The organism is Pseudomonas sp. rhizo25, assembly GCF_031931935.1.
In the GTDB taxonomy this organism is placed as follows: Bacteria; Pseudomonadota; Gammaproteobacteria; order Pseudomonadales; family Pseudomonadaceae; genus Aquipseudomonas; species Aquipseudomonas synxantha.
The window spans coordinates 703838-725389 of record NZ_JAUJXA010000002.1 but is presented as its reverse complement, the minus strand read 5'-3'; the positions used below and the strand labels follow the sequence as shown (position 1 = coordinate 725389).

The window sequence follows — 21552 nt, the reverse complement described above, 5'->3', positions numbered from 1 at the left end:
TGCGGCCCAAACCGCGGGCAGATGGCACGCAGGAAGCCCGGACTAATAAGATGGCATTGAAATCCCCCGCGTTTCGTAGAAAATTTCCGTTGCTGGTAACCGGCAGTCTGCTGGCCATGCAACCTTTCGCCACTTCACACGTGGTCGCCGCTGAGCAGTATGACTGCTCGGTCTCCGCTTCGGGTGCCTGGGATTGTGCGCCGAAGACCGCCGCCGCCCCGCTGCCGCCGCGTCCGGTGCATGACGGTTCCGCCGTCAGCTCGGCCAACGGTACGCCGCAAGGCGAAGCCGGCGGCAAGGTCGACGCAGAGCCGAAGACCATGCTGGTCACCGAAGCCAAGGGCCGTGGCCTGCGTTCGCGCAGCGCCGACTACAGCCACTTGGACTGGGTGCCTCGCGAGAAGCTGACCGCAGCACAGCTGGCCGAAACCGGTCCTTACTGCAGTGGTGCCTACATCGAGCCTGTTCGTCCTGGCATGAACGACAAGACGAACAAGAGCGACGCGCCGACCTTCATCGGTGCCAAGGCCTCTCGTTACGAGCAGGAGCAGCAGGTTGCGACCCTGGCCGGTGACGTGGTCATGCGCCAGGGCAGCATGCAGCTGGAGTCGGACGAAGCCAGCCTGTACCAGGCCGAGAACCGTGGCGAGCTGAACGGCAAGGTGCGTTTGCGCGACAACGGTGCGCTGATTGTCGGCGACCATGCCGAAGTGCAGCTGGACACCGGTGCCGCCCAGATCGACAACGCCGAATACGTGATGCACAAGTCACGCATCCGCGGTAACGCGCTGTACGCCAAGCGTGCCGAGAACGCGATCATCCGTCTCAAGGACGGTACGTACACCACCTGCGAGCCAGACAGCAACGCCTGGCAGCTCAAGGGCAACAACATCACGTTGAACCCGGCAACCGGTTTCGGTACAGCCACCAACGCGACGTTGCGGGTCAAGAACATCCCGATCCTGTACACCCCTTACATCTACTTCCCGATCGACGACCGTCGTCAATCCGGCTTCCTGCCGCCGAGCTTCAGCACCGGTGGCGAGACGGGCTTCACCCTGGTGACGCCGTACTACTTCAACCTGGCGCCGAACTATGACGCTACGTTGTACCCGCAATACATGACCAAGCGCGGCTTGTTGATGGAAGGCGAATTCCGCTACCTGACCAAGTCGAGTGAAGGGCAGTTTGGTGGGGCGTATCTGAACGACGACAACGACGAGCGCAAGAACCAGACCGATTACGAAAAAACCCGCTATATGCTCAACTGGCAGCATAAGGGTGGGTTGGATTCACGTCTGACTTCCCAGGTGGATTACACCAGGATCAGCGACCCTTACTACTTCCAGGATTTGAAGTCCTATGAGGAAGGGGTTGAGAGCCAGGACTTCCTTAACCAGCAAGGCTCCTTGACGTACCGAGGCGACTCCTATCAGGCTCGGTTGAATGTTCAGTCCTACCAGCTGGCGACAATCTCTCAAATCACGCCGTATGACCGACTGCCGCAGCTCACTCTCAATGGTCAACTGCCATTTCATCCTGGCGGCTTGAACTTCAGCTATGAGACTGAAGCTGTTCGATTTGATCGTGATCTGAAAAACGGTACTTTTACCGATGAGAACGGCGCTGTGACAGATCGCCTCGACAGCAATGTCGCAGGCCTTACCCGTGCAAACGGTACTCGTTTGAACGTTGCACCAGCTGTCTCTTACCCGATGAACTGGAGCTACGGCTTTATCACGCCGAAGTTGAAGTACGTCTATACCAAGTACGATTTGGATCTTGATGGTAAAGGCAAGTCGCAACTGCCAGTCGGCCAGACATTTGACAGTTCTCAAGATCGCTCCGTGCCTATTGCCAGCATCGACAGCGGTCTGTATTTCGACCGCAAAACCAACTGGTTCGGCAAAGACTACAATCAAACCCTCGAACCTCGTGCGTTCTACCTGTACGTCCCGAATAGAGACCAAACCGAGATTCCGGTCTTCGATACCAGCGAGAACTCCTTCAGCTACTCCTCCCTGTTCCGGGATAACCGCTTCAGCGGCTCCGACCGCATCGGCGACGAGAACAAGCTGTCCTTTGGCCTTACCAGCCGCTGGATCGAAGAGAACGGCTTCGAACGCCAGCGTGCATCCATCGGCCAAGCGGTGTACTTCAAGGACCGTGAAGTTCAATTGCCCGGCATCGATGCCAAGACCCGTGATGATGCGCACTCGAACGTTTCGCCAATTGCTCTGGAATACGAATTCCGCTTCAACCGCGACTGGCGTGCAACGGCCGACTACAACTGGGATACCGAAAGCCACAGCCCTCGCTCCGGCAGTGCGATGTTCCACTATCAGCCAGAAGACAACCCGAACAAGGTCGTCAACCTCGGCTACCGCTATCGTAACGACCAGGTGATCTACAACCAGTTAACCGGCAAATGGCAGTTTGGGGGTGACTTCGGCCAGGAAGGTGACCCGAACTTCGTGAAGGATTACTACAAAATCCAGCAACACGACTTCTCGATGATGTGGCCGATCGTTCCGCAGTGGAACCTGATCACCCGTTGGCAGTATGACTATGCCCGCAACCGCACGCTGGAAGCCTTTGGTGGTTTCGAGTACGACAACTGCTGCTGGAAGCTTCGCGTCATCAACCGTTACTGGGTTTCCAACGACGAATACACGCAGCTCGCCCCGCAGAACGAAAAGGGTGACCACGGGCTCTTCCTCCAGATCGTCCTTAAAGGACTCGGCGGCCTGACCGGCGCCAAGGTAGAGAGCTTCCTCGACAAAGGCATTGAAGGTTATCGTGAACGTGAAGACAAAGCTTTCTGAGTGTTTGCGCCCGCTAGTGCTGGGCGCGCTGTTCCTGGGTACTGTTACGGCACACGCCGCGGTCCAACAGCTGGATAAAGTAGCGGCCATCGTCGATAACGACGTGATCATGCAGAGCCAGTTGGACCAACGGGTCAAGGAAGTACAGCAAACCATCGCCAAGCGTGGCGGTGGCGTGCCGCCGACCAGTGTCCTGGAACCCCAGGTACTGGAGCGTCTGATCGTCGAAAACCTGCAACTGCAGATCGGCGAACGCTCCGGTATCCGAATCTCGGATGAAGAACTGAACCAGGCCGTCGGCACCATCGCTCAACGCAACAACATGAGCATCGATCAGTTCCGCGCCGCCCTGGCTCACGACGGGTTGTCCTATGAGGACGCCCGTGAGCAGATCAAGCGCGAAATGATCATCAGCCGTGTGCGCCAGCGCCGCGTGGCCGAACGAGTCCAGGTGTCCGAACAGGAAGTGAAGAACTTCCTGGCCTCGGACCTTGGCAAGATGCAGCTCTCCGAAGAACTGCACCTGGCCAATATCCTGATCCCGACGCCAGACAGCGCCAGCGCCGAGCAACTCAACGCCGCAGCCGCCAAGACTCAAGCGGTATACGACCGCCTGAAGGCCGGCGCTGACTTTGCCCAGACCGCGATTGCCGTCTCCGGCAGCGATAACGCCCTGGACGGCGGTGACATGGGCTGGCGTAAAGCCGCGCAACTGCCACCTCCGTTCGACCGTGAACTGAGCGCCATGAACGTGGGTGACATCACCCAGCCAGCACGTACGCCAGGCGGTTTCATTATCCTCAAGCTGCTGGGCAAGCGCGGCGGCGAGACCTCGCTGAAAGACGAAGTACACGTTCGTCATATCCTGGTCAAACCGAGCGAGATCCGCACCGAGGCACAAACCAAGGAGCTGGCGCAGAAGATCTACGACCGCATCGAAAGCGGCGAAGACTTCGCCACCCTGGCCAAAAGCTTCTCGGAAGACCCAGGTTCTGCCCTCAACGGCGGCGACTTGAACTGGATCGACCCAAAAGCCCTCGTGCCGGAGTTCCAACAGGTCATGGCCGATACCCCGCAAGGCGTGTTGTCCAAACCTTTCAAGACCCAATACGGCTGGCATGTACTGGAAGTCCTTGGCCGTCGCGCCACGGACAACACTAACCAGGCCCGCGAGCAGCAAGCCCTGACCGTACTGCGTAACCGCAAATACGACGAAGAGCTGCAAACCTGGCTGCGTCAGATCCGTGACGAGGCTTATGTAGAAAACAAGCTGCCAGGCGCCGAGCAAACAGGCACCGACCAGGCCACCCAGTGAAACCCCAGCGTTTCGCGGTGACACCCGGCGAGCCGGCCGGCATTGGTCCAGATCTTTGCCTGCTGCTTGCCTCGCAACTCCAGCCACACCCCCTGATTGCCATCACCAGTCGCGACCTGCTCCTCGAGCGGGCCGCGCAACTGGGTGTGGCTGTCAACCTGTTGGACGTGGCGCCGGGCAACTGGCCTGACCTGCCGGCGCCCGCAGGCAGCCTGTATGTGTGGGATACCCCGCTGCACGCCAAGGTTGTTGCCGGGCAACTGGACAAGGCCAATGCGGCGTTTGTGCTGGAAACCCTGACCCGTGCGGGCCAAGGCTGTATCGACGGTGACTTCGCCGGCATGATCACCGCTCCGGTACACAAAGGCGTGATTAACGAATCCGGCATCGCCTTCTCCGGCCATACCGAATTCCTCGCCGAGCTGACCCACACCGCTCAAGTAGTCATGATGCTCGCCACCCACGGCCTGCGCGTCGCCTTGGTGACGACTCATCTGCCGCTGCGTGAAATCGCCGACGCCATAACCGCCGAGCGCCTCGAGCGTGTCACGCGCATCCTGCACGCCGACCTGCAACAGAAATTCGGCATTGCCCAACCGCGTATCCTGGTCTGCGGGCTCAACCCCCACGCCGGTGAAGGCGGTCACTTGGGCCATGAAGAAATCAACATCATTGAACCGACATTAGAGCGCCTGCGCCAAGAAGGCATGGACCTGCGCGGTCCATTGCCCGCAGACACTCTGTTTACCCCCAAATATCTGGAGCACTGCGACGCAGTGCTGGCGATGTACCATGACCAGGGGCTGCCCGTGCTGAAATACAAAGGCTTCGGCGCCGCAGTCAACGTGACGCTGGGCCTGCCGATCATCCGCACCTCCGTCGACCATGGCACCGCCCTGGACCTGGCGGGCAGCGGCAAAATCGATACCGGCAGCCTGCACGTGGCCCTGGAAACCGCCTATCAGATGGCCGAGACCCGTATATGACTGAGCATTACCAACACCGGGCGCGCAAGCGCTTCGGGCAGAATTTCCTGCACGACGCTGGCGTGATCGACCGCATCCTGCGCTCCATCCATGCCAAACCCGAGGACCGCCTGCTGGAAATCGGCCCGGGCCAGGGCGCGCTGACCCAGGGCCTGCTGGCCAGTGGTGGGCAATTGGACGTGGTAGAGCTGGACAAGGACCTGATCCCGATCCTCAACCAGCAATTTGCCGGCAAGCCCAACTTCAACCTGCACCAGGGCGACGCACTGAAGTTCGACTTCAACAGCCTCAACGCCGCGCCCAATAGCCTGCGGGTAGTGGGTAACCTGCCATACAACATCTCCACGCCGTTGATTTTCCACCTGCTGAACAACGCCGGGATCATCCGCGACATGCACTTCATGCTGCAAAAAGAAGTGGTGGAACGCCTGGCTGCCGGGCCTGGCGGCGGCGATTGGGGCCGGTTGTCGATCATGGTCCAGTACCATTGCCGTGTGGAGCACCTGTTCAATGTGGGCCCTGGCGCGTTCAACCCGCCGCCGAAGGTCGATTCGGCCATCGTGCGCCTGGTGCCTCACGCCGTGCTGCCGCACCCGGCCAAGGACCATAAATTGCTGGAACGCGTGGTACGCGAAGCGTTCAACCAACGTCGCAAGACCCTGCGCAATACCCTCAAGGCTCTGCTGAGCACCGCTGAAATCGAGGCCGCCGGCGTCGATGGCAGCCTGCGCCCCGAGCAGTTGGACCTGGCCGCATTTGTACGCCTGGCCGACCAGCTGGCTATCCAGCCTGCTCCGACGGCGGAATAAGACAAAAGGACAACATGATCCAAATGTGGGAGGGGGCTTGCTCCCGATAGAGGAGTATCAGTGGATACATTTTCAACTGACACACCGCTATCGGGAGCAAGCCCCCTCCCACATTCTGGATCACGTCATCCCAGACGGCATGTCTGGCCTAGTGCCCACCTGATGGCCTAGACTGAGCCGCATCTGCTGTCCTCCGCTTTTAAGGCCTCTTGCATGTCCGATCCTCGCTACCAGATCGACGTCAGCGTCGTCACCCGCTTCCTGGCGGACCAATCGCAACCTGAACATAACCGTTTCGCCTTTGCCTACACCGTCACAGTGAAAAACAACGGGCTGGTACCGGCCAAGCTGCTGTCACGGCACTGGGTGATCACTGACGGTGATGGCCAGGTCGAGGAAGTGCGCGGCGCCGGCGTGGTGGGCCAGCAACCCTTGATCGACAGCGGTGCCAGCCATACCTATAGCAGTGGCACGGTGATGACCTCCAAAGTCGGCACCATGCAAGGCTCGTATCAAATGAAGGCCACCGACGGCCACTTGTTCGACGCCACCATCAAGCCCTTCCGCCTCGCGGTGCCCGGAGCCCTGCACTGATGGCGACGTACGCGGTCGGTGATCTGCAAGGGTGCCTGGAGCCCCTCAAGTGCCTGCTGGAGCGCGTAGCCTTCGACCCGGCTGAGGATCGCCTGTGGCTGGTGGGGGATTTGGTCAACCGTGGCCCTCAGTCCCTGGAAACCCTGCGCTATCTCTATAACCTGCGTGATTCCCTGGTGTGCGTACTGGGCAACCACGACCTGCACCTGCTGGCCGCTGGCAATAATATCGAGCGTCTGAAAAAGGGCGATACCTTGCGGGAAATCCTTGATGCGCCCGATCGCGTCGAGCTGCTCGACTGGCTGCGTCGCCAAAAAATCATGCATTACGACGAAGGCCGCAACATCGCCATGGTCCATGCGGGTATCCCGCCCCAATGGACGTTGAAGAAAGCCCTCAAGTGCGCCGCCGAAGTCGAAAGCGCACTTGCTGACGACAACCTGTATACGGCGTACCTCGACGGCATGTACGGCAATGACCCGGTGAAGTGGGACAACGACCTCACCGGCGTGACCCGCCTGCGTGTGATCACCAACTACTTCACGCGCATGCGTTTCTGCACCGCCGAGGGTAAGCTGGATCTCAAGAGCAAGGAAGGCGCCGACACTGCGCTGCCGGGTTATAAGCCCTGGTTTGCCCACCCGGAACGCAAGACCCGTGACACTCGGATCATCTTCGGTCACTGGGCCGCCCTGGAAGGCAAGTGCGACGAGCCCGGCGTGTTCGCCCTTGACACCGGTTGTGTGTGGGGCGGCGCCATGACCCTGATGAACATCGACACCGGCGAGCGTCATGACTGCCAGTGCCAAGCCCCCCTTCCCATTACCCAGCCGGCCACCGCCAAGCCTTAGGAGCCCGCCATGAGCGAATTCAAACGTATCCCTCCCGAACAAGCCCAGGCCTTGCGCGAGCAAGGTGCAGTGGTGGTTGATATCCGTGACCAGCCGACTTACGCAGCCGCCCACATCAGCGGCGCCCGGCACCTGGATAACGTCAATATCGCCGACTTCATCCGCGCCGCCGACCTTGATGCGCCCCTGATCGTAGCCTGCTACCACGGCAATTCCAGCCAAAGCGCGGCCGCCTACCTGGTCAGCCAGGGCTTCTCCGACGTCTACAGCCTGGACGGCGGCTTTGAGCTGTGGCGTGCGACTTACCCTTCGGAAATTTCCTCAGGCGATTCGCAATAATTTTTTTCACACCCCGCTACCCCGCGTGACGCTTGGGCTTGCGCCGTTTCTGACGAACGGCGCAGCCAAACTAATTGCGCATCCCCCCTTTACCTCCCGGATTCCGAACTATCCTTAAGCGCAGGCCATCCGAATCAGGGGAGAGCCGGTACACCGGCGTACGGGTCATCGGTAGCGTTTCAGGGTGTTCTGGGGGGAAAACAGCCATTGGCGTCCGTCAATGACTGCCAGCATCGACTGATTGATCCGACGTCGGCTCCACGTATCGAGCGAGGTGACGACGTCATGAGTATTTTCAGCCACTTCCAACAACGCTTCGCGTCCACGCAGCAGGAGGAACTCACCCTTCAAGAGTATCTCGAGCTGTGCAAGCAGGACCGCAGCACCTACGCATCTGCGGCCGAGCGCCTGCTACTGGCGATCGGTGAGCCGGAGTTGGTGGAAACCGCCAACAATTCGCGGCTGTCGCGGATATTCTCCAACAAGGTGATCCGCCGCTATCCGGCCTTTGAAGACTTCCATGGCATGGAGGAATGCATCGATCAGATCGTTTCCTACTTCCGCCATGCTGCCCAAGGGCTTGAGGAGAAGAAGCAGATCCTCTATCTGCTCGGCCCCGTCGGTGGCGGTAAGTCGTCCTTGGCCGAAAAACTCAAGCAATTGATCGAGAAGGTGCCTTTCTACGCGATCAAGGGCTCGCCGGTCTTCGAGTCGCCCCTGGGCCTGTTCAACGCCACGGAAGATGGCGCGATCCTTGAAGAAGACTTCGGTATCCCTCGACGCTATCTCAATACCATCATGTCGCCGTGGGCTACCAAGCGCCTGGCCGAGTTTGGTGGAGATATCAGCCAGTTCCGCGTAGTAAAACTCTACCCGTCGATCCTCAACCAGATCGGGGTCGCCAAGACCGAACCGGGCGACGAGAACAACCAGGATATTTCGGCGCTGGTGGGCAAGGTCGATATCCGCAAGCTTGAAGAATTCCCGCAGAACGACGCCGACGCCTACAGCTACTCCGGCGCGCTGTGCCGGGCCAACCAAGGCCTGATGGAGTTTGTGGAGATGTTCAAGGCACCGATCAAGGTGCTCCACCCACTGCTCACCGCGACCCAGGAAGGCAATTACAACAGTACCGAAGGCCTGGGGGCCATTCCCTTCACCGGGATTCTGCTGGCCCACTCCAACGAATCGGAATGGCACACTTTCCGCAACAACAAGAACAACGAAGCCTTCATCGACCGGATCTACATCGTCAAGGTGCCGTACTGCCTGCGGGTCAGCGATGAAATCAAGATCTACGACAAACTGCTGTTCAACAGCTCCCTGGCCAAGGCCCATTGCGCGCCCGATACCCTGAAGATGCTCGCCCAGTTCACCGTGCTGTCGCGCCTCAAGGAGCCGGAGAACTCGAATATCTATTCTAAGATGCGCGTATACGACGGCGAAAACCTCAAGGATACCGATCCCAAGGCCAAGTCGATCCAGGAGTACCGCGATACCGCCGGCGTGGACGAGGGTATGAACGGCCTGTCGACCCGCTTTGCGTTCAAGATCCTGTCCAAGGTCTTCAACTTCGACCCGCATGAGATTGCCGCCAACCCGGTGCACCTGCTCTATGTACTGGAACAGCAGATTGAACAGGAACAGTTCCAGGCCGAAACCCGTGAACGCTATCTTCGATTCCTCAAGGAATACCTGGCACCGCGCTACATCGAGTTTATCGGCAAGGAAATCCAGACCGCGTACCTGGAGTCCTACAGCGAGTACGGCCAGAACATCTTCGACCGCTACGTGCTTTACGCCGATTTCTGGATTCAGGACCAGGAGTACCGCGATCCGGAAACCGGCGAAATCCTCAACCGCGTGGCCCTCAACGAGGAGCTGGAAAAAATCGAGAAACCAGCCGGCATCAGCAATCCGAAGGATTTCCGCAACGAAATCGTCAACTTCGTACTGCGCGCCCGGGCCAATAACAACGGCAAGAACCCTACCTGGCTCAGCTACGAGAAGCTGCGGGTGGTAATCGAGAAGAAAATGTTCTCCAACACCGAAGACCTACTGCCGGTCATCAGCTTCAACGCCAAGGCCAGCAAGGAGGACCAACAAAAACACAACGACTTCGTTACTCGAATGGTCGAGCGAGGCTACACCGACAAACAGGTACGGCTGCTCTCCGAGTGGTATCTGCGGGTGCGCAAATCGCAGTAAGGCAGCGACAAGTGTGCACTGCCAGGCCGTTGGCCTGGCAGCCGACCGCTTGTCCCGAAGCTTCCAGCTAGCAGCTTGAAGCTTGTAACGTGAAGCTGCCCGGAGGGCTCCCTATGAGCTATGTGATCGACCGACGCCTCAATGGCAAGAACAAGAGCACGGTAAACCGCCAGCGTTTCCTGCGGCGTTACCGTGACCACATCAAAAAGGCCGTCGAAGAAGCCGTCAGCCGCCGCTCCATCACTGACATGGAGCACGGCGAACAAATCAGTATCCCGGGGCGGGACATTGACGAGCCGGTGCTTCACCACGGCCGCGGCGGCAAACAGACCGTCGTGCACCCCGGCAACAAGGAATTCACCACCGGCGAACACATCCAGCGCCCACAAGGTGGCGGTGGCGGTAAAGGTCCGGGCAAGGCCGGCAACTCCGGGGAAGGCATGGATGAATTCGTATTCCAGATCACCCAGGAAGAATTCCTCGAATTCATGTTCGAGGATCTGGAACTGCCAAACCTGGTCAAGCGCAACCTGACCGGGACCGACACCTTCAAGACCGTGCGCGCCGGGATCAGCAACGAGGGTAATCCATCGCGCATCAATATCATCCGCACCTTGCGTTCAGCCCATGCACGGCGCATCGCCTTGTCCGGCAGCAGCCGCGCCAAACTGAAACAGGCCAAGGAGGAGTTGGCGCGCTTGAAGCGTGAAGAACCGGATAACTTCGGCGATATCCAGGAAATCGAGGCAGAAATAGAGAAACTCAGCGCACGCATCCACCGCGTACCGTTCCTCGATACCTTTGATTTGAAATACAACCTGTTGGTCAAACAACCCAACCCAAGCTCCAAAGCGGTGATGTTCTGCCTGATGGACGTGTCCGGCTCCATGACCCAGGCGACCAAGGATATTGCCAAGCGCTTCTTTATCCTGCTGTACCTGTTCCTGAAACGAAATTACGACAAAATCGACGTCGTGTTCATTCGCCATCACACCAGCGCCCGGGAAGTGGATGAAGAAGAGTTCTTTTACTCGCGGGAAACCGGCGGCACCATCGTTTCCAGTGCACTGAAGCTGATGCAGGAGATCATGGCCGAGCGCTACCCTGCCAACGACTGGAACATTTACGCCGCCCAAGCTTCCGACGGCGACAACTGGAACGACGACTCGCCGATCTGCCGTGACATCCTGATCAACCAGATCATGCCGTTTGTGCAGTACTACACCTATGTCGAAATCACCCCCCGTGAGCACCAGGCCCTGTGGTTCGAGTACGAGCGCATCGGCGAAGCCTTTGCCGATACGTTCGCCCAGCAGCAACTGGTCTCGGCCGGCGATATCTACCCGGTCTTCCGTGAACTCTTCCAGCGCAGGTTAGTGACATGACCGCCAAAAAAGAGAACAAGCGTCAACCCATTTCCACCGGTTCCGAGTGGACCTTTGAATTGATCCAGGCCTATGACCGGGAAATCAGCCGTATTGCGGCGGGTTATGCCCTGGATACTTACCCCAACCAGATTGAGGTCATCACCGCCGAGCAAATGATGGATGCCTATGCCTCCGTGGGCATGCCGTTGGGTTACCACCATTGGTCCTATGGCAAACACTTCCTCAGTACCGAGAAGTCGTACACGCGAGGACAGATGGGCCTGGCCTACGAGATCGTGATCAATTCCGACCCGTGCATCGCCTATCTGATGGAAGAAAACACCATCTGCATGCAGGCGCTGGTGGTGGCTCATGCCTGCTATGGGCACAACAGTTTTTTCAAGGGCAACTACCTGTTTCGCACCTGGACCGACGCCAGCTCGATCATCGATTACCTGGTGTTTGCCAAGCAGTACATCATGCAGTGTGAGGAACGCCACGGTATCGATGCAGTGGAAGACCTGCTGGACTCCTGCCATGCCCTGATGAATTACGGGGTCGACCGCTACAAACGCCCCTACCCCATTTCCGCCGAAGAGGAACGCCTGCGCCAAAAGGAGCGTGAGGAGCACCTGCAGAAACAGATCAACGACCTATGGCGCACAATCCCTAAACGTGCCGGCAAAAACAACGACAAGGACAATGCGCGCTTCCCCGTCGAACCCCAGGAAAACATCCTCTATTTCCTGGAAAAACATGCTCCGCTGCTAGAGCCTTGGCAACGGGAAATTGTGCGCATCGTACGCAAGATTGCCCAGTACTTTTATCCACAGCGCCAGACCCAGGTGATGAACGAAGGCTGGGCGACTTTCTGGCATTACACGCTGATGAACGATCTGTACGACGAAGGCTTGGTCACTGACGGCTTCATGATGGAGTTCCTTACCTCCCACACCAGCGTGGTGTTCCAACCCGGCTTCGACAGCCCGTATTACAACGGTATCAACCCCTATGCCCTGGGCTTTGCCATGTACCGCGACATCCGCCGCATGTGCGAACACCCCACGGAAGAAGATCGCCGCTGGTTCCCGGAAATCGCAGGCAGCGACTGGTTGTCGACCATCAAGTTCGCCATGAGCAGCTTCAAGGATGAGAGTTTTATCCTGCAATACCTGTCACCTCAGGTGATCCGCGACCTCAAGCTGTTCAGCATCCTCGATGACGACCTCAAGGACGATCTGGTGGTCCCGGCCATCCACGACGAACCGGGGTACCGCATCATCCGCGAAACCCTGGCCGCCCAGTACAACCTGGGCAATCGCGAGCCTAACGTGCAGATCTATAGCATCGATGTGCGCGGCGACCGTTCGCTGACCCTGCGTCACCAGCAGCATGATCGCAAGCCTTTGGGCGAATCCACCGAGGAAGTGCTCAAGCACCTGCATCGGCTGTGGGGCTTCGACATCCACCTGGAAACGCTACAGGGCGATCAGGTCATGAAAACCCATCATGTGCCGCCACGCAGCGATCACAACGATAATGACTACGGTCGCCTGGACATGGCCGTCGTTCATCTCTGAAGCAGCAAAGCCTCCATTGGCCAGGCACAGGCGTTATCCTGTGGCGCTAATGGAGGCTTTTTCATGAAAATCTACAAAGTCGGCGGCGCCGTGCGTGATCGCCTTCTGGGCATCAAGGTCACCGATATCGACCGCGTCGTCGTCGGCACAACCACCGAAGAAATGCTCGCCAAAGGCTATAAGCCGGTGGGCGCCGATTTCCCGGTATTTCTCGATCCGAAAAATGGTGATGAATACGCCCTTGCCCGCACCGAACGCAAGAGCGGCAGGGGTTACGGTGGCTTTGTGTTTCACGCAAGCCCCGAGGTCACCCTGGAAGAAGACTTGATCCGTCGTGACCTGACCATCAACGCCATGGCGGAAGATGACGATGGCAACCTGACCGACCCTTATCACGGCCAACGCGATCTTGAAGCGCGTATATTGCGTCATGTTTCCCCCGCGTTCGCCGAAGATCCGCTCCGCGTGCTGCGCGTTGCCCGCTTTGCCGCGCGTTATGCACACCTTGGCTTCAAGGTCGCACCCGAGACACTCGAGCTGATGCGTCAACTCAGTGATTGCGGCGAACTCCAGGCCCTTACCCCCGAACGCAGCTGGAAAGAAATCTCACGGGCGCTGATGGAGGATCACCCTCAGGTATTTATCCAGGTACTGCGCGACTGCGACGCACTGAAAACCCTGATGCCGGAGGTAAACGCGCTGTTCGGTGTGCCCCAACCCGAGGCTCATCATCCGGAAATCGATACCGGCATTCACACATTGAGCGTGCTGGAACAAGCCGCTTTGCACAGACAACCGCTGACAGTGCGCTGGGCCTGCCTGCTGCACGATTTGGGCAAAGGCCTGACGCCTGTGGATAAGTTGCCGCAGCATATTGCCCACGAACACCGCGGCTTAAGGCTGATCAAGGCGGTGAATGAGCGCTTCAAGGTGCCCAGGGATTGCCAGGAACTGGCATTGCTGGTGGGCGAATTTCATACCCACGGCCATCGCGCACTGGAACTCAAAGCCTCGACATTACTGGAATTACTGCAGAGTTTTGACCTGTACCGGCGGCCGCAACGCTTCGAAGAGTTTCTAGTAGCCTGCGAAATGGATGCCCGGGGCCGCAAAGGCTTTGAACAACGCAGTTATCCACAGGCAGATTATTTGCGCGGCGCGGCAAAGGCCGCACGCGAAGTACCGGTTGCACCATTGCTGGAAAAAGGTTTCAAAGGCCCAGAGCTGGGAGCGGCACTCAAGCGCGAACGGCTGAACGCGCTGAAAGCCTACAAGGAACAATACAAGCCTTTGTAGGAACGAGCTTGCCCGCGAAAAACGTCAATGATAAGGCAGCGCCCTCAGGTTTTTTGCGAGCAAGCTCAGCTCCTACAAGAGAGCTTGCGGCGTCAGTTGTCGGCCTTGCCACTCAAAGCCGACAGGCGCCAGCACCTGGTCGATCTGCGCATCGCGCCACAGCTCGGCCATTGTCTTGCCTGCCTCAGGGTGCATACGATCCGGCGCCATCATCGACAGCGGCCACAATACAAAAGCGTTTTTCAGGATTTCTGCCCGTGGCAGGATCAATCCATCGAAATTACCCACCAAATCTCCATACAGCAACACGTCGATATCCAGCGGCAGGCCCTTGCGGTTGGGCGCATAACGGCCATTATCGGCCTCGATGAGTTTCAGTCGGCGATCTAACTCCAACAACGGCAGGTCGGTATAGGCCGACACCACCAAGTTGAAAAATGGCCCGCTCTTGATCCCCACCGGCTGGCTTTCGAACACCGCTGAACAGCGCATATCCGTCAAGAACCCCGCCAGCGCATCCAGGCCGGCGCATAGACGGCTTTCGCGCTCAACATTGCTGCCAAGCCCAAGGTAAATCTGAGTCAACGACATCCGCGCTCGATCTCCACGCCCACGCCCTTGGCAGCCGGCACGGCGCCTGGCTTGGTCAATTTGAGGTGCAGCCAGGGAATCTGGAATTCGCTCATCAGCACCTCGGCCAAGCGCTCGGCGAAGGTTTCCACCAACTGATACTGGGACTGCTCGGCAAAAGCCTGGATACGCGCGGACACGCTGGCGTAATCCAGCGCCAGCGCCAGGTCATCACCTGCAGCGGCCGGGCGATTATCCCAGGCGAAGCTCAGGTCCAGGCGCAAGCACTGCCGGATCCCGCGCTCCCAGTCGTAGGCCCCAATCACGGTGTCGACTTCCAGGCCTTCGATAAACACTCTGTCCAAGTACTCTTCTCCGCAGCACGACAAGGGCGCGATGCCCCGTTAGAATCAGGGCATCCTCGCCCGGAATAGTTAGCATGTTTTGGTCACTGGCGATTCTCGCCTACCTGCTCGGCTCGCTGTCCTTCGCCATTTTGCTCAGCCGCCTGACGGGAAATCCCGACCCGCGAATGAGTGGCTCAGGCAATGCCGGCGCCACCAATATGTTGCGCCTGGCCGGCAAGAAACTTGCCGTCCTGACGTTGCTGGGCGACGTGTGCAAGGGCTTGCTGCCCGTGCTGATCGCCAGCCTCCTCGGCCTTTCCTTGCAACAGCAAGCCTGGGTGGGCGTGTGCGCCGTCCTGGGCCACCTGTTCCCGCTGTACTTCCGTTTTCGCGGCGGTAAAGGCGTTGCCACAGCGGCCGGTATGCTGCTGGGCATCTACCCACCGGCCGCGTTACTGGCCATGCTCGCCTGGCTGCTGACGTTCTACCTGACCCGAACCAGCTCGCTGGCCGCGCTGATCGCCACCCCGCTGACCCTGCCGCTGTTGGCCTGGCAGGAACCGCAGGCCTTGCTGCCGATGAGCATGCTGACCCTGCTGATCGTCTGGCGTCACCGCGGCAATCTACGCGACCTGTTTGCCGGGCGCGAACGGCATTTTTAAATCCGCCCTTGCGTCGGCTCTTACAACGGCGGCAACTGTTCCATTGGCCAACGTGCCTGCACGCTGATCGCCAGGCTTTCGTGCTGTCCGGCCTGCAAGCGCTGGCAACCGGCATAGGCGATCATCGCGCCGTTATCAGTGCAGAACTCAGGGCGTGCGTAGAACACATGACCATTCATGTCGCCGAGCATTTTCTCCAAGGACACGCGCAGTGCCTTGTTGGCACTGACGCCGCCAGCAATCACCAGCCGCTTCATACCCGCCTGCTTCAGGGCGCGCTTGCACTTGATGGTCAAAGTCTCCACCACGGCCTGCTGGAACGCCAGAGCGATGTCGCAACGGGCTTGTTGACCGTCGTCCCCGGCACTGACGCTCTGCTGCCAGGTGTTCAAGGCGGAGGTTTTCAAACCGCTGAAACTGAACATCAGGCCAGGGCGATCACACATCGGACGCGGGAAGGTGTAGCGCCCGGCCACGCCTTTCTCGGCAAGACGGGCGATTTCCGGGCCACCTGGATAATTGAGCCCCATCATCTTCGCAGTTTTATCGAAAGCTTCGCCGGCGGCGTCGTCCAGGGACTCACCCAGCAAGGTGTATTGGCCGATACCATCGACCTGAACCAGCTGCGTATGGCCGCCCGAAACCAACAAAGCGACGAACGGGAACTGCGGTGGTGTTTCTTCCAGCATGGGCGCCAGTAAATGGCCTTCCATATGGTGCACGCCAAGAGCCGGAATGCCCCAGGCAAAAGCCAGCGCCTGGGCGCAAGAGGCCCCAACCAGCAGGGCTCCAACCAATCCAGGGCCCGCAGTGTAGGCGATGGCATCGATCTCGGTCGCCACACAATCGGCCTCGTCCAGCACCTGGCGAATCAACGGCAGCATGCGCTTGACGTGATCACGGCTGGCAAGCTCCGGCACCACGCCACCATAGGCGCGGTGCAGGTCGATCTGACTGAACAGCGCGTCGGCCAAAAGCCCGCGTTCACTGTCGTATAGGGCGACGCCGGTTTCGTCGCAGGAGGTTTCAAGTCCCAGTACTAGCATGGGTTTGCGCCTTGTAGAGGCTGAATTCGAAGGCGCGCATGATAGTCCCCGCTCCCCCTCCCGACTAGCGGTTTTCGATCAGAGGCTTTGCATTCCGGGCAATGAGGGGTTAACATCCGCAACCCTTAAAAACCGACGACCTCAGCCGCGAATTTTTTGCGACGAGAACGTTGATTCCCGGTAATGAAAGAAGGTAGCTCTGGATGCCAGCCGTCAAAGTAAAAGAGAACGAACCCTTCGACGTAGCTCTGCGTCGTTTCAAGCGCTCCTGCGAAAAAGCCGGTGTTCTGGCTGAAGTTCGTAGCCGCGAATTTTATGAGAAGCCAACTTCTGAGCGTAAGCGTAAAGCAGCAGCCGCTGTTAAGCGTCACGCCAAGAAAGTTCAGCGCGAACAGCGCCGCGCCGTTCGTCTGTACTAATACACAGACGTTCGTAGCAAGCTTCTGCCAAGCCCGGCCCTCAGCCGGGCTGTTGGCATTTGCGGATATCGCTTGATGCTTCACCGTCGACGCCGCACATGCGACCGAGACACTGCTTCAAACGTCAGGGCTGGCTCTTTTGCCAGCGGTGCACGTCTCTTCTGACGAGCCTAACAAGGCTACTGACGAGCACACCTATTCTTCAAGCAGGCGATCAACTGTGTCGGCTGTGCCCATCGATGCGTTTCCGAGGCCTTCATCGGCCAAGACCGGACGCCCGGGCAACATTTCCATGCCGAAGACTGATCAGAAACTACCGTCAGTGAATGCTCGGCAGATACACTTTCCTGACAACCCAAGCAGACGATGATGATCGAGCACTCGATACGTGCGCTTGAACACTTCACGGGCCCTCATTTACACGCAGTGATGACGAGAACGCCATGGCCGGGCTGATTCCCCAGAGCTTTATTGACGACCTTCTGAACCGCACCGACATCGTCGATGTTGTCAGCTCACGCGTACAACTGAAAAAAGCCGGCAAGAACTACACCGCCTGCTGCCCGTTCCATAAAGAAAAAACTCCATCGTTCAGCGTCAGCCCCGACAAGCAGTTCTATTACTGCTTCGGTTGCGGCGCCGGCGGCAATGCCCTCGGCTTCCTGATGGACCACGACAACCTGGACTTCCCCCAGGCCGTCGAGGACCTGGCCAAAGCCGCCGGCATGGAAATCCCCCGCGAAGAAAGCGGCCGCCCGCACAAACCCAGGCAGCCCACCGACTCGCCGCTCTATCCGCTGTTGACGGCCGCTGCTGATTTTTATCGTCAAGCGCTCAAGAGCCATCCGCAGCGCAAGGCCGCCGTCGATTACCTCAAGAGCCGTGGCCTTACCGGTGAAATCGCCCGCGACTTCGGCCTCGGGTTCGCCCCGCCGGGCTGGGACAATCTATACAAGCACCTGAGCAGCGATACCCTCCAGCAAAAAGCCATGATCGATGCCGGCTTGTTGGTGGAGAACGCCGAGACCGGCAAGCGCTACGATCGTTTTCGCGACCGTGTGATGTTTCCGATTCGCGACAGCCGTGGCCGTATCATCGCCTTTGGTGGCCGTGTACTCGGGGACGACAAGCCCAAGTACCTGAACTCCCCGGAGACCCCGGTGTTCCACAAGGGCCAGGAACTCTACGGCCTGTTCGAAGCGCGCAAGAACAACCGCAACCTCGACGAGATCATCGTGGTTGAAGGCTACATGGACGTAATCGCCCTGGCCCAGCAAGGCCTGCGCAATGCAGTGGCAACCCTCGGCACCGCCACCAGCGAAGAACACTTGAAGCGCCTGTTTCGCGTGGTGCCCAGCGTGCTGTTCTGCTTCGACGGCGACCAGGCCGGCCGCAACGCCGCCTGGCGAGCACTAGAGGCCACGCTGTCGAGCCTGCAGGACGGGCGCCGTGCACGCTTCCTGTTCCTGCCCGAAGGCGAGGACCCGGACACACTGGTGCGCTCGGAAGGCACTGACGCGTTTCGTGCGCGCATCAATCAACATGCGCAGCCCCTGGCAGATTATTTTTTCCAGCAACTGACCGAAGAGGCTGACCCGCGCTCCCTCGAGGGCAAGGCCCATATGGCCACCCTCGCCGCACCGCTGATCGACAAGGTCCCGGGCGCCAACTTGCGCACCCTGATGCGCCAACGCCTGCTGGAGATCACCGGTTTGAGCGGCGAAGCCGTAAGTCAGCTGGTGCACAGCGCACCACAGGATGCACCGCCGGCCTACGACCCCGGCATGGATTACGACGCCATGCCGGACTATGCCGACTTCCACCAACCCCAGGAGGCATTTGCGCCCCAGCAGGAGTGGACACCAAAGAAACCCGGCGCCGGCGGCAAGAAATGGGACAAGAAGCCCTGGAGCAAGAACGGCAAGCGCGGCGATCGCGATGAAGCCTACGCTCCACGCACGCCGGTGGCGGTAGAAGCCCCGACACTTATTGCGCTGCGTACATTGATTCACCACCCGCAATTGGCCGGCAAGGTTGAAAGTGCCGACCATTTTGCCAACGAGAGCAACACCTATGCCCAGGTGCTGATTGCCCTGATCGAGGCGGTGCAAAAAAATCCTAAGCTAAACTCAATTCAGCTTATGGCTCGCTGGCATGGCACGGAACAGGGCCGTTTATTGAAAGCCCTGGCGGAAAAGGAGTGGCTAATTGACGGCGATAACCTTGAACAACAGTTTTTAGACACCATTAATAGGTTATCCGCGGGTCAGCATACGCAGACCCTCGATGAGCTCATCAAGAGAGCCAGGCAGCCGGGATTGTCGGCTGAAGAGCAAATTCAGATAGCAAAACAGATGCGCGACCTCTTAAAACAGAATGTTTCCGCATCAAACCCGACCTCAGCTGGCGTGTGAGGTCATAGCTCGGGTATAATCCTCGGCTTGTTTTTTGCCCGCCAAGACCTTCAGTGGATAGGGTGTTATGTCCGGAAAAGCGCAACAGCAGTCTCGTATCAAAGAGTTGATCACACTAGGTCGTGAGCAGGGTTACCTGACTTACGCGGAGGTCAACGACCACCTGCCTGAGGATATTTCAGATCCAGAGCAGGTGGAAGACATCATCCGCATGATTAACGACATGGGGATCAACGTATTCGAAGTCGCGCCAGATAAGGACTCCCTTATGCTGGCCGACGCTGATACCGACGAGGCCGCCGCTGAGGAAGCTGCTGCCGCGCTGGCTGCAGTAGAGACCGATATCGGCCGCACGACGGACCCTGTACGCATGTATATGCGTGAAATGGGTACGGTCGAGCTGCTGACTCGCGAAGGCGAAATCGAAATCGCCAAGCGTATCGAAGAGGGCATCCGTGAAGTGATGGGCGCAATCGCGCACTTCCCTGGCACGGTTGACCACATTCTCTCCGAGTACACCCGCGTCACCACCGAAGGTGGCCGCCTGTCCGACGTCCTGAGCGGTTATATCGACCCGGACGACGGCATTGCGCCGCCTGCCGCCGAAGTGCCGCCGCCGGTCGACCCGAAAGCGCCGAAAGCGGACGACGACACCGACGACGACGAGGCTGAAGCCAGCAGCGACGACGAAGATGAAGTCGAAAGCGGCCCGGACCCTGTTGTCGCGGCCCAGCGTTTTGGTGCGGTTTCCGATCAAATGGAAATCACCCGCAAGGCTTTGAAGAAGCACGGTCGCGGCAACAAGCAGGCAATTGCCGAGCTGGTCGCCCTGGCTGAGCTGTTCATGCCGATCAAGCTGGTGCCCAAGCAGTTCGAAGGCCTGGTTGAGCGCGTTCGCAGTGCTCTTGAGCGTTTGCGTGCCCAAGAACGTGCAATCATGCAGCTCTGTGTGCGTGATGCGCGTATGCCGCGTACCGACTTCCTGCGCCAGTTCCCGGGCAACGAAGTTGACGAAAGCTGGACCGACGCACTGGCCAAGGGCAAGGCGAAATACGCCGAAGCCATCGGTCGCCTGCAGCCGGACATCATTCGTTGCCAGCAGAAGCTGATCGCGTTGCAGACCGAAACCGGTCTGACGATTGCCGAGATCAAGGACATCAACCGTCGCATGTCGATCGGTGAGGCCAAGGCCCGCCGCGCGAAGAAAGAGATGGTTGAAGCGAACTTGCGCCTGGTGATCTCCATCGCCAAGAAGTACACCAACCGTGGCCTGCAGTTCCTCGACCTGATCCAGGAAGGCAACATCGGCCTGATGAAGGCGGTGGACAAGTTCGAATACCGTCGCGGCTACAAGTTCTCGACCTATGCCACCTGGTGGATCCGTCAGGCGATCACTCGCTCGATCGCCGACCAGGCCCGCACCATCCGTATCCCGGTGCACATGATCGAGACCATCAACAAGCTCAACCGTATTTCCCGGCAGATGTTGCAGGAAATGGGTCGCGAACCGACCCCGGAAGAGCTGGGTGAACGCATGGAAATGCCTGAGGATAAAATCCGCAAGGTATTGAAGATCGCTAAAGAACCGATCTCCATGGAAACGCCGATTGGTGATGACGAAGACTCCCACCTGGGTGACTTCATCGAAGACTCGACCATGCAGTCGCCAATCGATGTCGCCACCGTTGAGAGCCTCAAAGAAGCAACCCGCGACGTGCTGTCCGGCCTCACTGCCCGTGAAGCCAAGGTACTGCGCATGCGTTTCGGCATCGACATGAATACCGACCACACCCTTGAGGAAGTCGGTAAGCAGTTTGACGTGACCCGCGAGCGGATCCGTCAGATCGAAGCCAAGGCGCTGCGCAAGTTGCGCCACCCGACGCGAAGCGAGCATCTGCGCTCCTTCCTCGACGAGTGATACCAG

The 21552-nt window shown here is 58.8% G+C and carries 18 protein-coding genes; 15 read left to right on the top strand and 3 right to left on the bottom strand.

What is annotated here, in order from left to right; translation table 11 throughout:
- Nucleotides 1–50 precede the first annotated feature (50 nt).
- The 11 genes from QZR30_RS06960 (at nucleotide 51) to QZR30_RS06910 (ending at nucleotide 14170) form a co-directional block, all read left to right on the top strand.
- Nucleotides 51–2825: an LPS-assembly protein LptD gene (locus QZR30_RS06960; protein ID WP_311903086.1), complete on the top strand. Its 2775-nt coding sequence runs from the start codon at nucleotides 51–53 to the stop codon at nucleotides 2823–2825.
- Entirely contained in the window at nucleotides 2806–4140 is a 1335-nt protein-coding gene (locus QZR30_RS06955) for a peptidylprolyl isomerase (protein ID WP_145916492.1), read from the top strand. Before QZR30_RS06960 ends, QZR30_RS06955 begins: the two co-directional genes overlap by 20 nt.
- Nucleotides 4137–5126: a 4-hydroxythreonine-4-phosphate dehydrogenase PdxA gene (gene pdxA / locus QZR30_RS06950; protein WP_046069792.1), complete on the top strand. Its 990-nt coding sequence runs from the start codon at nucleotides 4137–4139 to the stop codon at nucleotides 5124–5126. Before QZR30_RS06955 ends, pdxA begins: the two co-directional genes overlap by 4 nt.
- The gene (gene rsmA, locus QZR30_RS06945) at nucleotides 5123–5935 is read left to right on the top strand and encodes a 16S rRNA (adenine(1518)-N(6)/adenine(1519)-N(6))-dimethyltransferase RsmA (RefSeq protein WP_043049711.1); all 813 of its coding nucleotides are present in this window, start codon (nucleotides 5123–5125) and stop codon (nucleotides 5933–5935) included. The genes pdxA and rsmA overlap by 4 nt, the downstream gene beginning before the upstream one ends.
- 213 nt (nucleotides 5936–6148) lie before the next feature.
- The gene (gene apaG / locus QZR30_RS06940; protein ID WP_043049712.1) at nucleotides 6149–6529 is read left to right on the top strand and encodes a Co2+/Mg2+ efflux protein ApaG; all 381 of its coding nucleotides are present in this window, start codon (nucleotides 6149–6151) and stop codon (nucleotides 6527–6529) included.
- On the top strand, nucleotides 6529–7380 hold the full coding sequence (locus tag QZR30_RS06935) for a symmetrical bis(5'-nucleosyl)-tetraphosphatase (RefSeq protein WP_046069793.1): 852 nt from the start codon (nucleotides 6529–6531) through the stop codon (nucleotides 7378–7380). The genes apaG and QZR30_RS06935 overlap by 1 nt, the downstream gene beginning before the upstream one ends.
- Before the next feature lie 9 nt (nucleotides 7381–7389).
- Nucleotides 7390–7719, top strand: a complete 330-nt coding sequence (gene glpE / locus QZR30_RS06930) for a thiosulfate sulfurtransferase GlpE (protein WP_046069794.1) — start codon at nucleotides 7390–7392, stop codon at nucleotides 7717–7719.
- 285 nt (nucleotides 7720–8004) lie between these two features.
- A complete protein-coding gene (locus QZR30_RS06925; RefSeq protein WP_003194732.1) occupies nucleotides 8005–9927 on the top strand; it encodes a PrkA family serine protein kinase in 1923 nt (640 codons plus the stop codon).
- Between the two features lie 113 nt (nucleotides 9928–10040).
- Nucleotides 10041–11312 carry a YeaH/YhbH family protein gene (locus QZR30_RS06920; protein ID WP_034116083.1) on the top strand — a complete coding sequence of 424 codons (1272 nt, stop codon included), beginning with the start codon at nucleotides 10041–10043 and terminating at the stop codon, nucleotides 11310–11312.
- The gene (locus QZR30_RS06915) at nucleotides 11309–12874 is read left to right on the top strand and encodes a SpoVR family protein (protein ID WP_046069795.1); all 1566 of its coding nucleotides are present in this window, start codon (nucleotides 11309–11311) and stop codon (nucleotides 12872–12874) included. The genes QZR30_RS06920 and QZR30_RS06915 overlap by 4 nt, the downstream gene beginning before the upstream one ends.
- 63 nt (nucleotides 12875–12937) lie before the next feature.
- Nucleotides 12938–14170, top strand: coding sequence for a multifunctional CCA addition/repair protein (locus tag QZR30_RS06910; protein WP_046069796.1), 1233 nt, complete (start codon nucleotides 12938–12940; stop codon nucleotides 14168–14170).
- Between the two features lie 72 nt (nucleotides 14171–14242).
- On the opposite strand, the gene folK is transcribed toward QZR30_RS06910, so the two are convergent.
- Together folK and folB are read right to left on the bottom strand one after the other, a co-directional pair.
- Nucleotides 14243–14761, bottom strand: a complete 519-nt coding sequence (gene folK, locus QZR30_RS06905) for a 2-amino-4-hydroxy-6-hydroxymethyldihydropteridine diphosphokinase (RefSeq protein ID WP_046069797.1) — start codon at nucleotides 14759–14761, stop codon at nucleotides 14243–14245.
- On the bottom strand, nucleotides 14752–15105 hold the full coding sequence (gene folB / locus QZR30_RS06900; protein WP_046069798.1) for a dihydroneopterin aldolase: 354 nt from the start codon (nucleotides 15103–15105) through the stop codon (nucleotides 14752–14754). Before folB ends, folK begins: the two co-directional genes overlap by 10 nt.
- 74 nt (nucleotides 15106–15179) lie before the next feature.
- Here folB and plsY point away from each other — a divergent pair, with 74 nt between their 5' ends.
- Complete coding sequence (gene plsY / locus QZR30_RS06895; RefSeq protein WP_046069799.1) at nucleotides 15180–15749, top strand: glycerol-3-phosphate 1-O-acyltransferase PlsY; 570 nt, start codon at nucleotides 15180–15182, stop codon at nucleotides 15747–15749.
- Between the two features lie 20 nt (nucleotides 15750–15769).
- On the opposite strand, the gene tsaD is transcribed toward plsY, so the two are convergent.
- The gene (gene tsaD / locus QZR30_RS06890) at nucleotides 15770–16795 is read right to left on the bottom strand and encodes a tRNA (adenosine(37)-N6)-threonylcarbamoyltransferase complex transferase subunit TsaD (protein WP_046069800.1); all 1026 of its coding nucleotides are present in this window, start codon (nucleotides 16793–16795) and stop codon (nucleotides 15770–15772) included.
- A gap of 203 nt (nucleotides 16796–16998) precedes the next feature.
- Between tsaD and rpsU the strand changes: the two genes are divergently transcribed.
- The 3 genes from rpsU to rpoD all read left to right on the top strand — a co-directional run bounded on the left by rpsU (nucleotide 16999) and on the right by rpoD (nucleotide 21546).
- Entirely contained in the window at nucleotides 16999–17214 is a 216-nt protein-coding gene (gene rpsU, locus QZR30_RS06885) for a 30S ribosomal protein S21 (RefSeq protein ID WP_002551877.1), read from the top strand.
- A gap of 443 nt (nucleotides 17215–17657) precedes the next feature.
- Entirely contained in the window at nucleotides 17658–19628 is a 1971-nt protein-coding gene (gene dnaG / locus QZR30_RS06880) for a DNA primase (protein ID WP_046069801.1), read from the top strand.
- 67 nt (nucleotides 19629–19695) lie between these two features.
- Nucleotides 19696–21546, top strand: coding sequence for an RNA polymerase sigma factor RpoD (gene rpoD / locus QZR30_RS06875; RefSeq protein WP_046069802.1), 1851 nt, complete (start codon nucleotides 19696–19698; stop codon nucleotides 21544–21546).
- Nucleotides 21547–21552: the final 6 nt, after the last annotated feature.

Bases quoted from the DNA above. Each gene is read 5' to 3' on its own strand.
- QZR30_RS06960 (WP_311903086.1), top strand. From the start codon at position 51: ATGGCATTGAAATCCCCCGCGTTTCGTAGAAAATTTCCGTTGCTGGTA.
- rsmA (WP_043049711.1), top strand. From the start codon at position 5,123: ATGACTGAGCATTACCAACACCGGGCGCGCAAGCGCTTCGGGCAGAAT.
- apaG (WP_043049712.1), top strand. From the start codon at position 6,149: ATGTCCGATCCTCGCTACCAGATCGACGTCAGCGTCGTCACCCGCTTC.
- QZR30_RS06935 (WP_046069793.1), top strand. From the start codon at position 6,529: ATGGCGACGTACGCGGTCGGTGATCTGCAAGGGTGCCTGGAGCCCCTC.
- glpE (WP_046069794.1), top strand. From the start codon at position 7,390: ATGAGCGAATTCAAACGTATCCCTCCCGAACAAGCCCAGGCCTTGCGC.
- QZR30_RS06925 (WP_003194732.1), top strand. From the start codon at position 8,005: ATGAGTATTTTCAGCCACTTCCAACAACGCTTCGCGTCCACGCAGCAG.
- QZR30_RS06920 (WP_034116083.1), top strand. From the start codon at position 10,041: ATGAGCTATGTGATCGACCGACGCCTCAATGGCAAGAACAAGAGCACG.
- QZR30_RS06915 (WP_046069795.1), top strand. From the start codon at position 11,309: ATGACCGCCAAAAAAGAGAACAAGCGTCAACCCATTTCCACCGGTTCC.
- QZR30_RS06910 (WP_046069796.1), top strand. From the start codon at position 12,938: ATGAAAATCTACAAAGTCGGCGGCGCCGTGCGTGATCGCCTTCTGGGC.
- folK (WP_046069797.1), bottom strand. From the start codon at position 14,761: ATGTCGTTGACTCAGATTTACCTTGGGCTTGGCAGCAATGTTGAGCGC.
- plsY (WP_046069799.1), top strand. From the start codon at position 15,180: ATGTTTTGGTCACTGGCGATTCTCGCCTACCTGCTCGGCTCGCTGTCC.
- tsaD (WP_046069800.1), bottom strand. From the start codon at position 16,795: ATGCTAGTACTGGGACTTGAAACCTCCTGCGACGAAACCGGCGTCGCC.
- rpsU (WP_002551877.1), top strand. From the start codon at position 16,999: ATGCCAGCCGTCAAAGTAAAAGAGAACGAACCCTTCGACGTAGCTCTG.
- dnaG (WP_046069801.1), top strand. From the start codon at position 17,658: ATGGCCGGGCTGATTCCCCAGAGCTTTATTGACGACCTTCTGAACCGC.
- rpoD (WP_046069802.1), top strand. From the start codon at position 19,696: ATGTCCGGAAAAGCGCAACAGCAGTCTCGTATCAAAGAGTTGATCACA.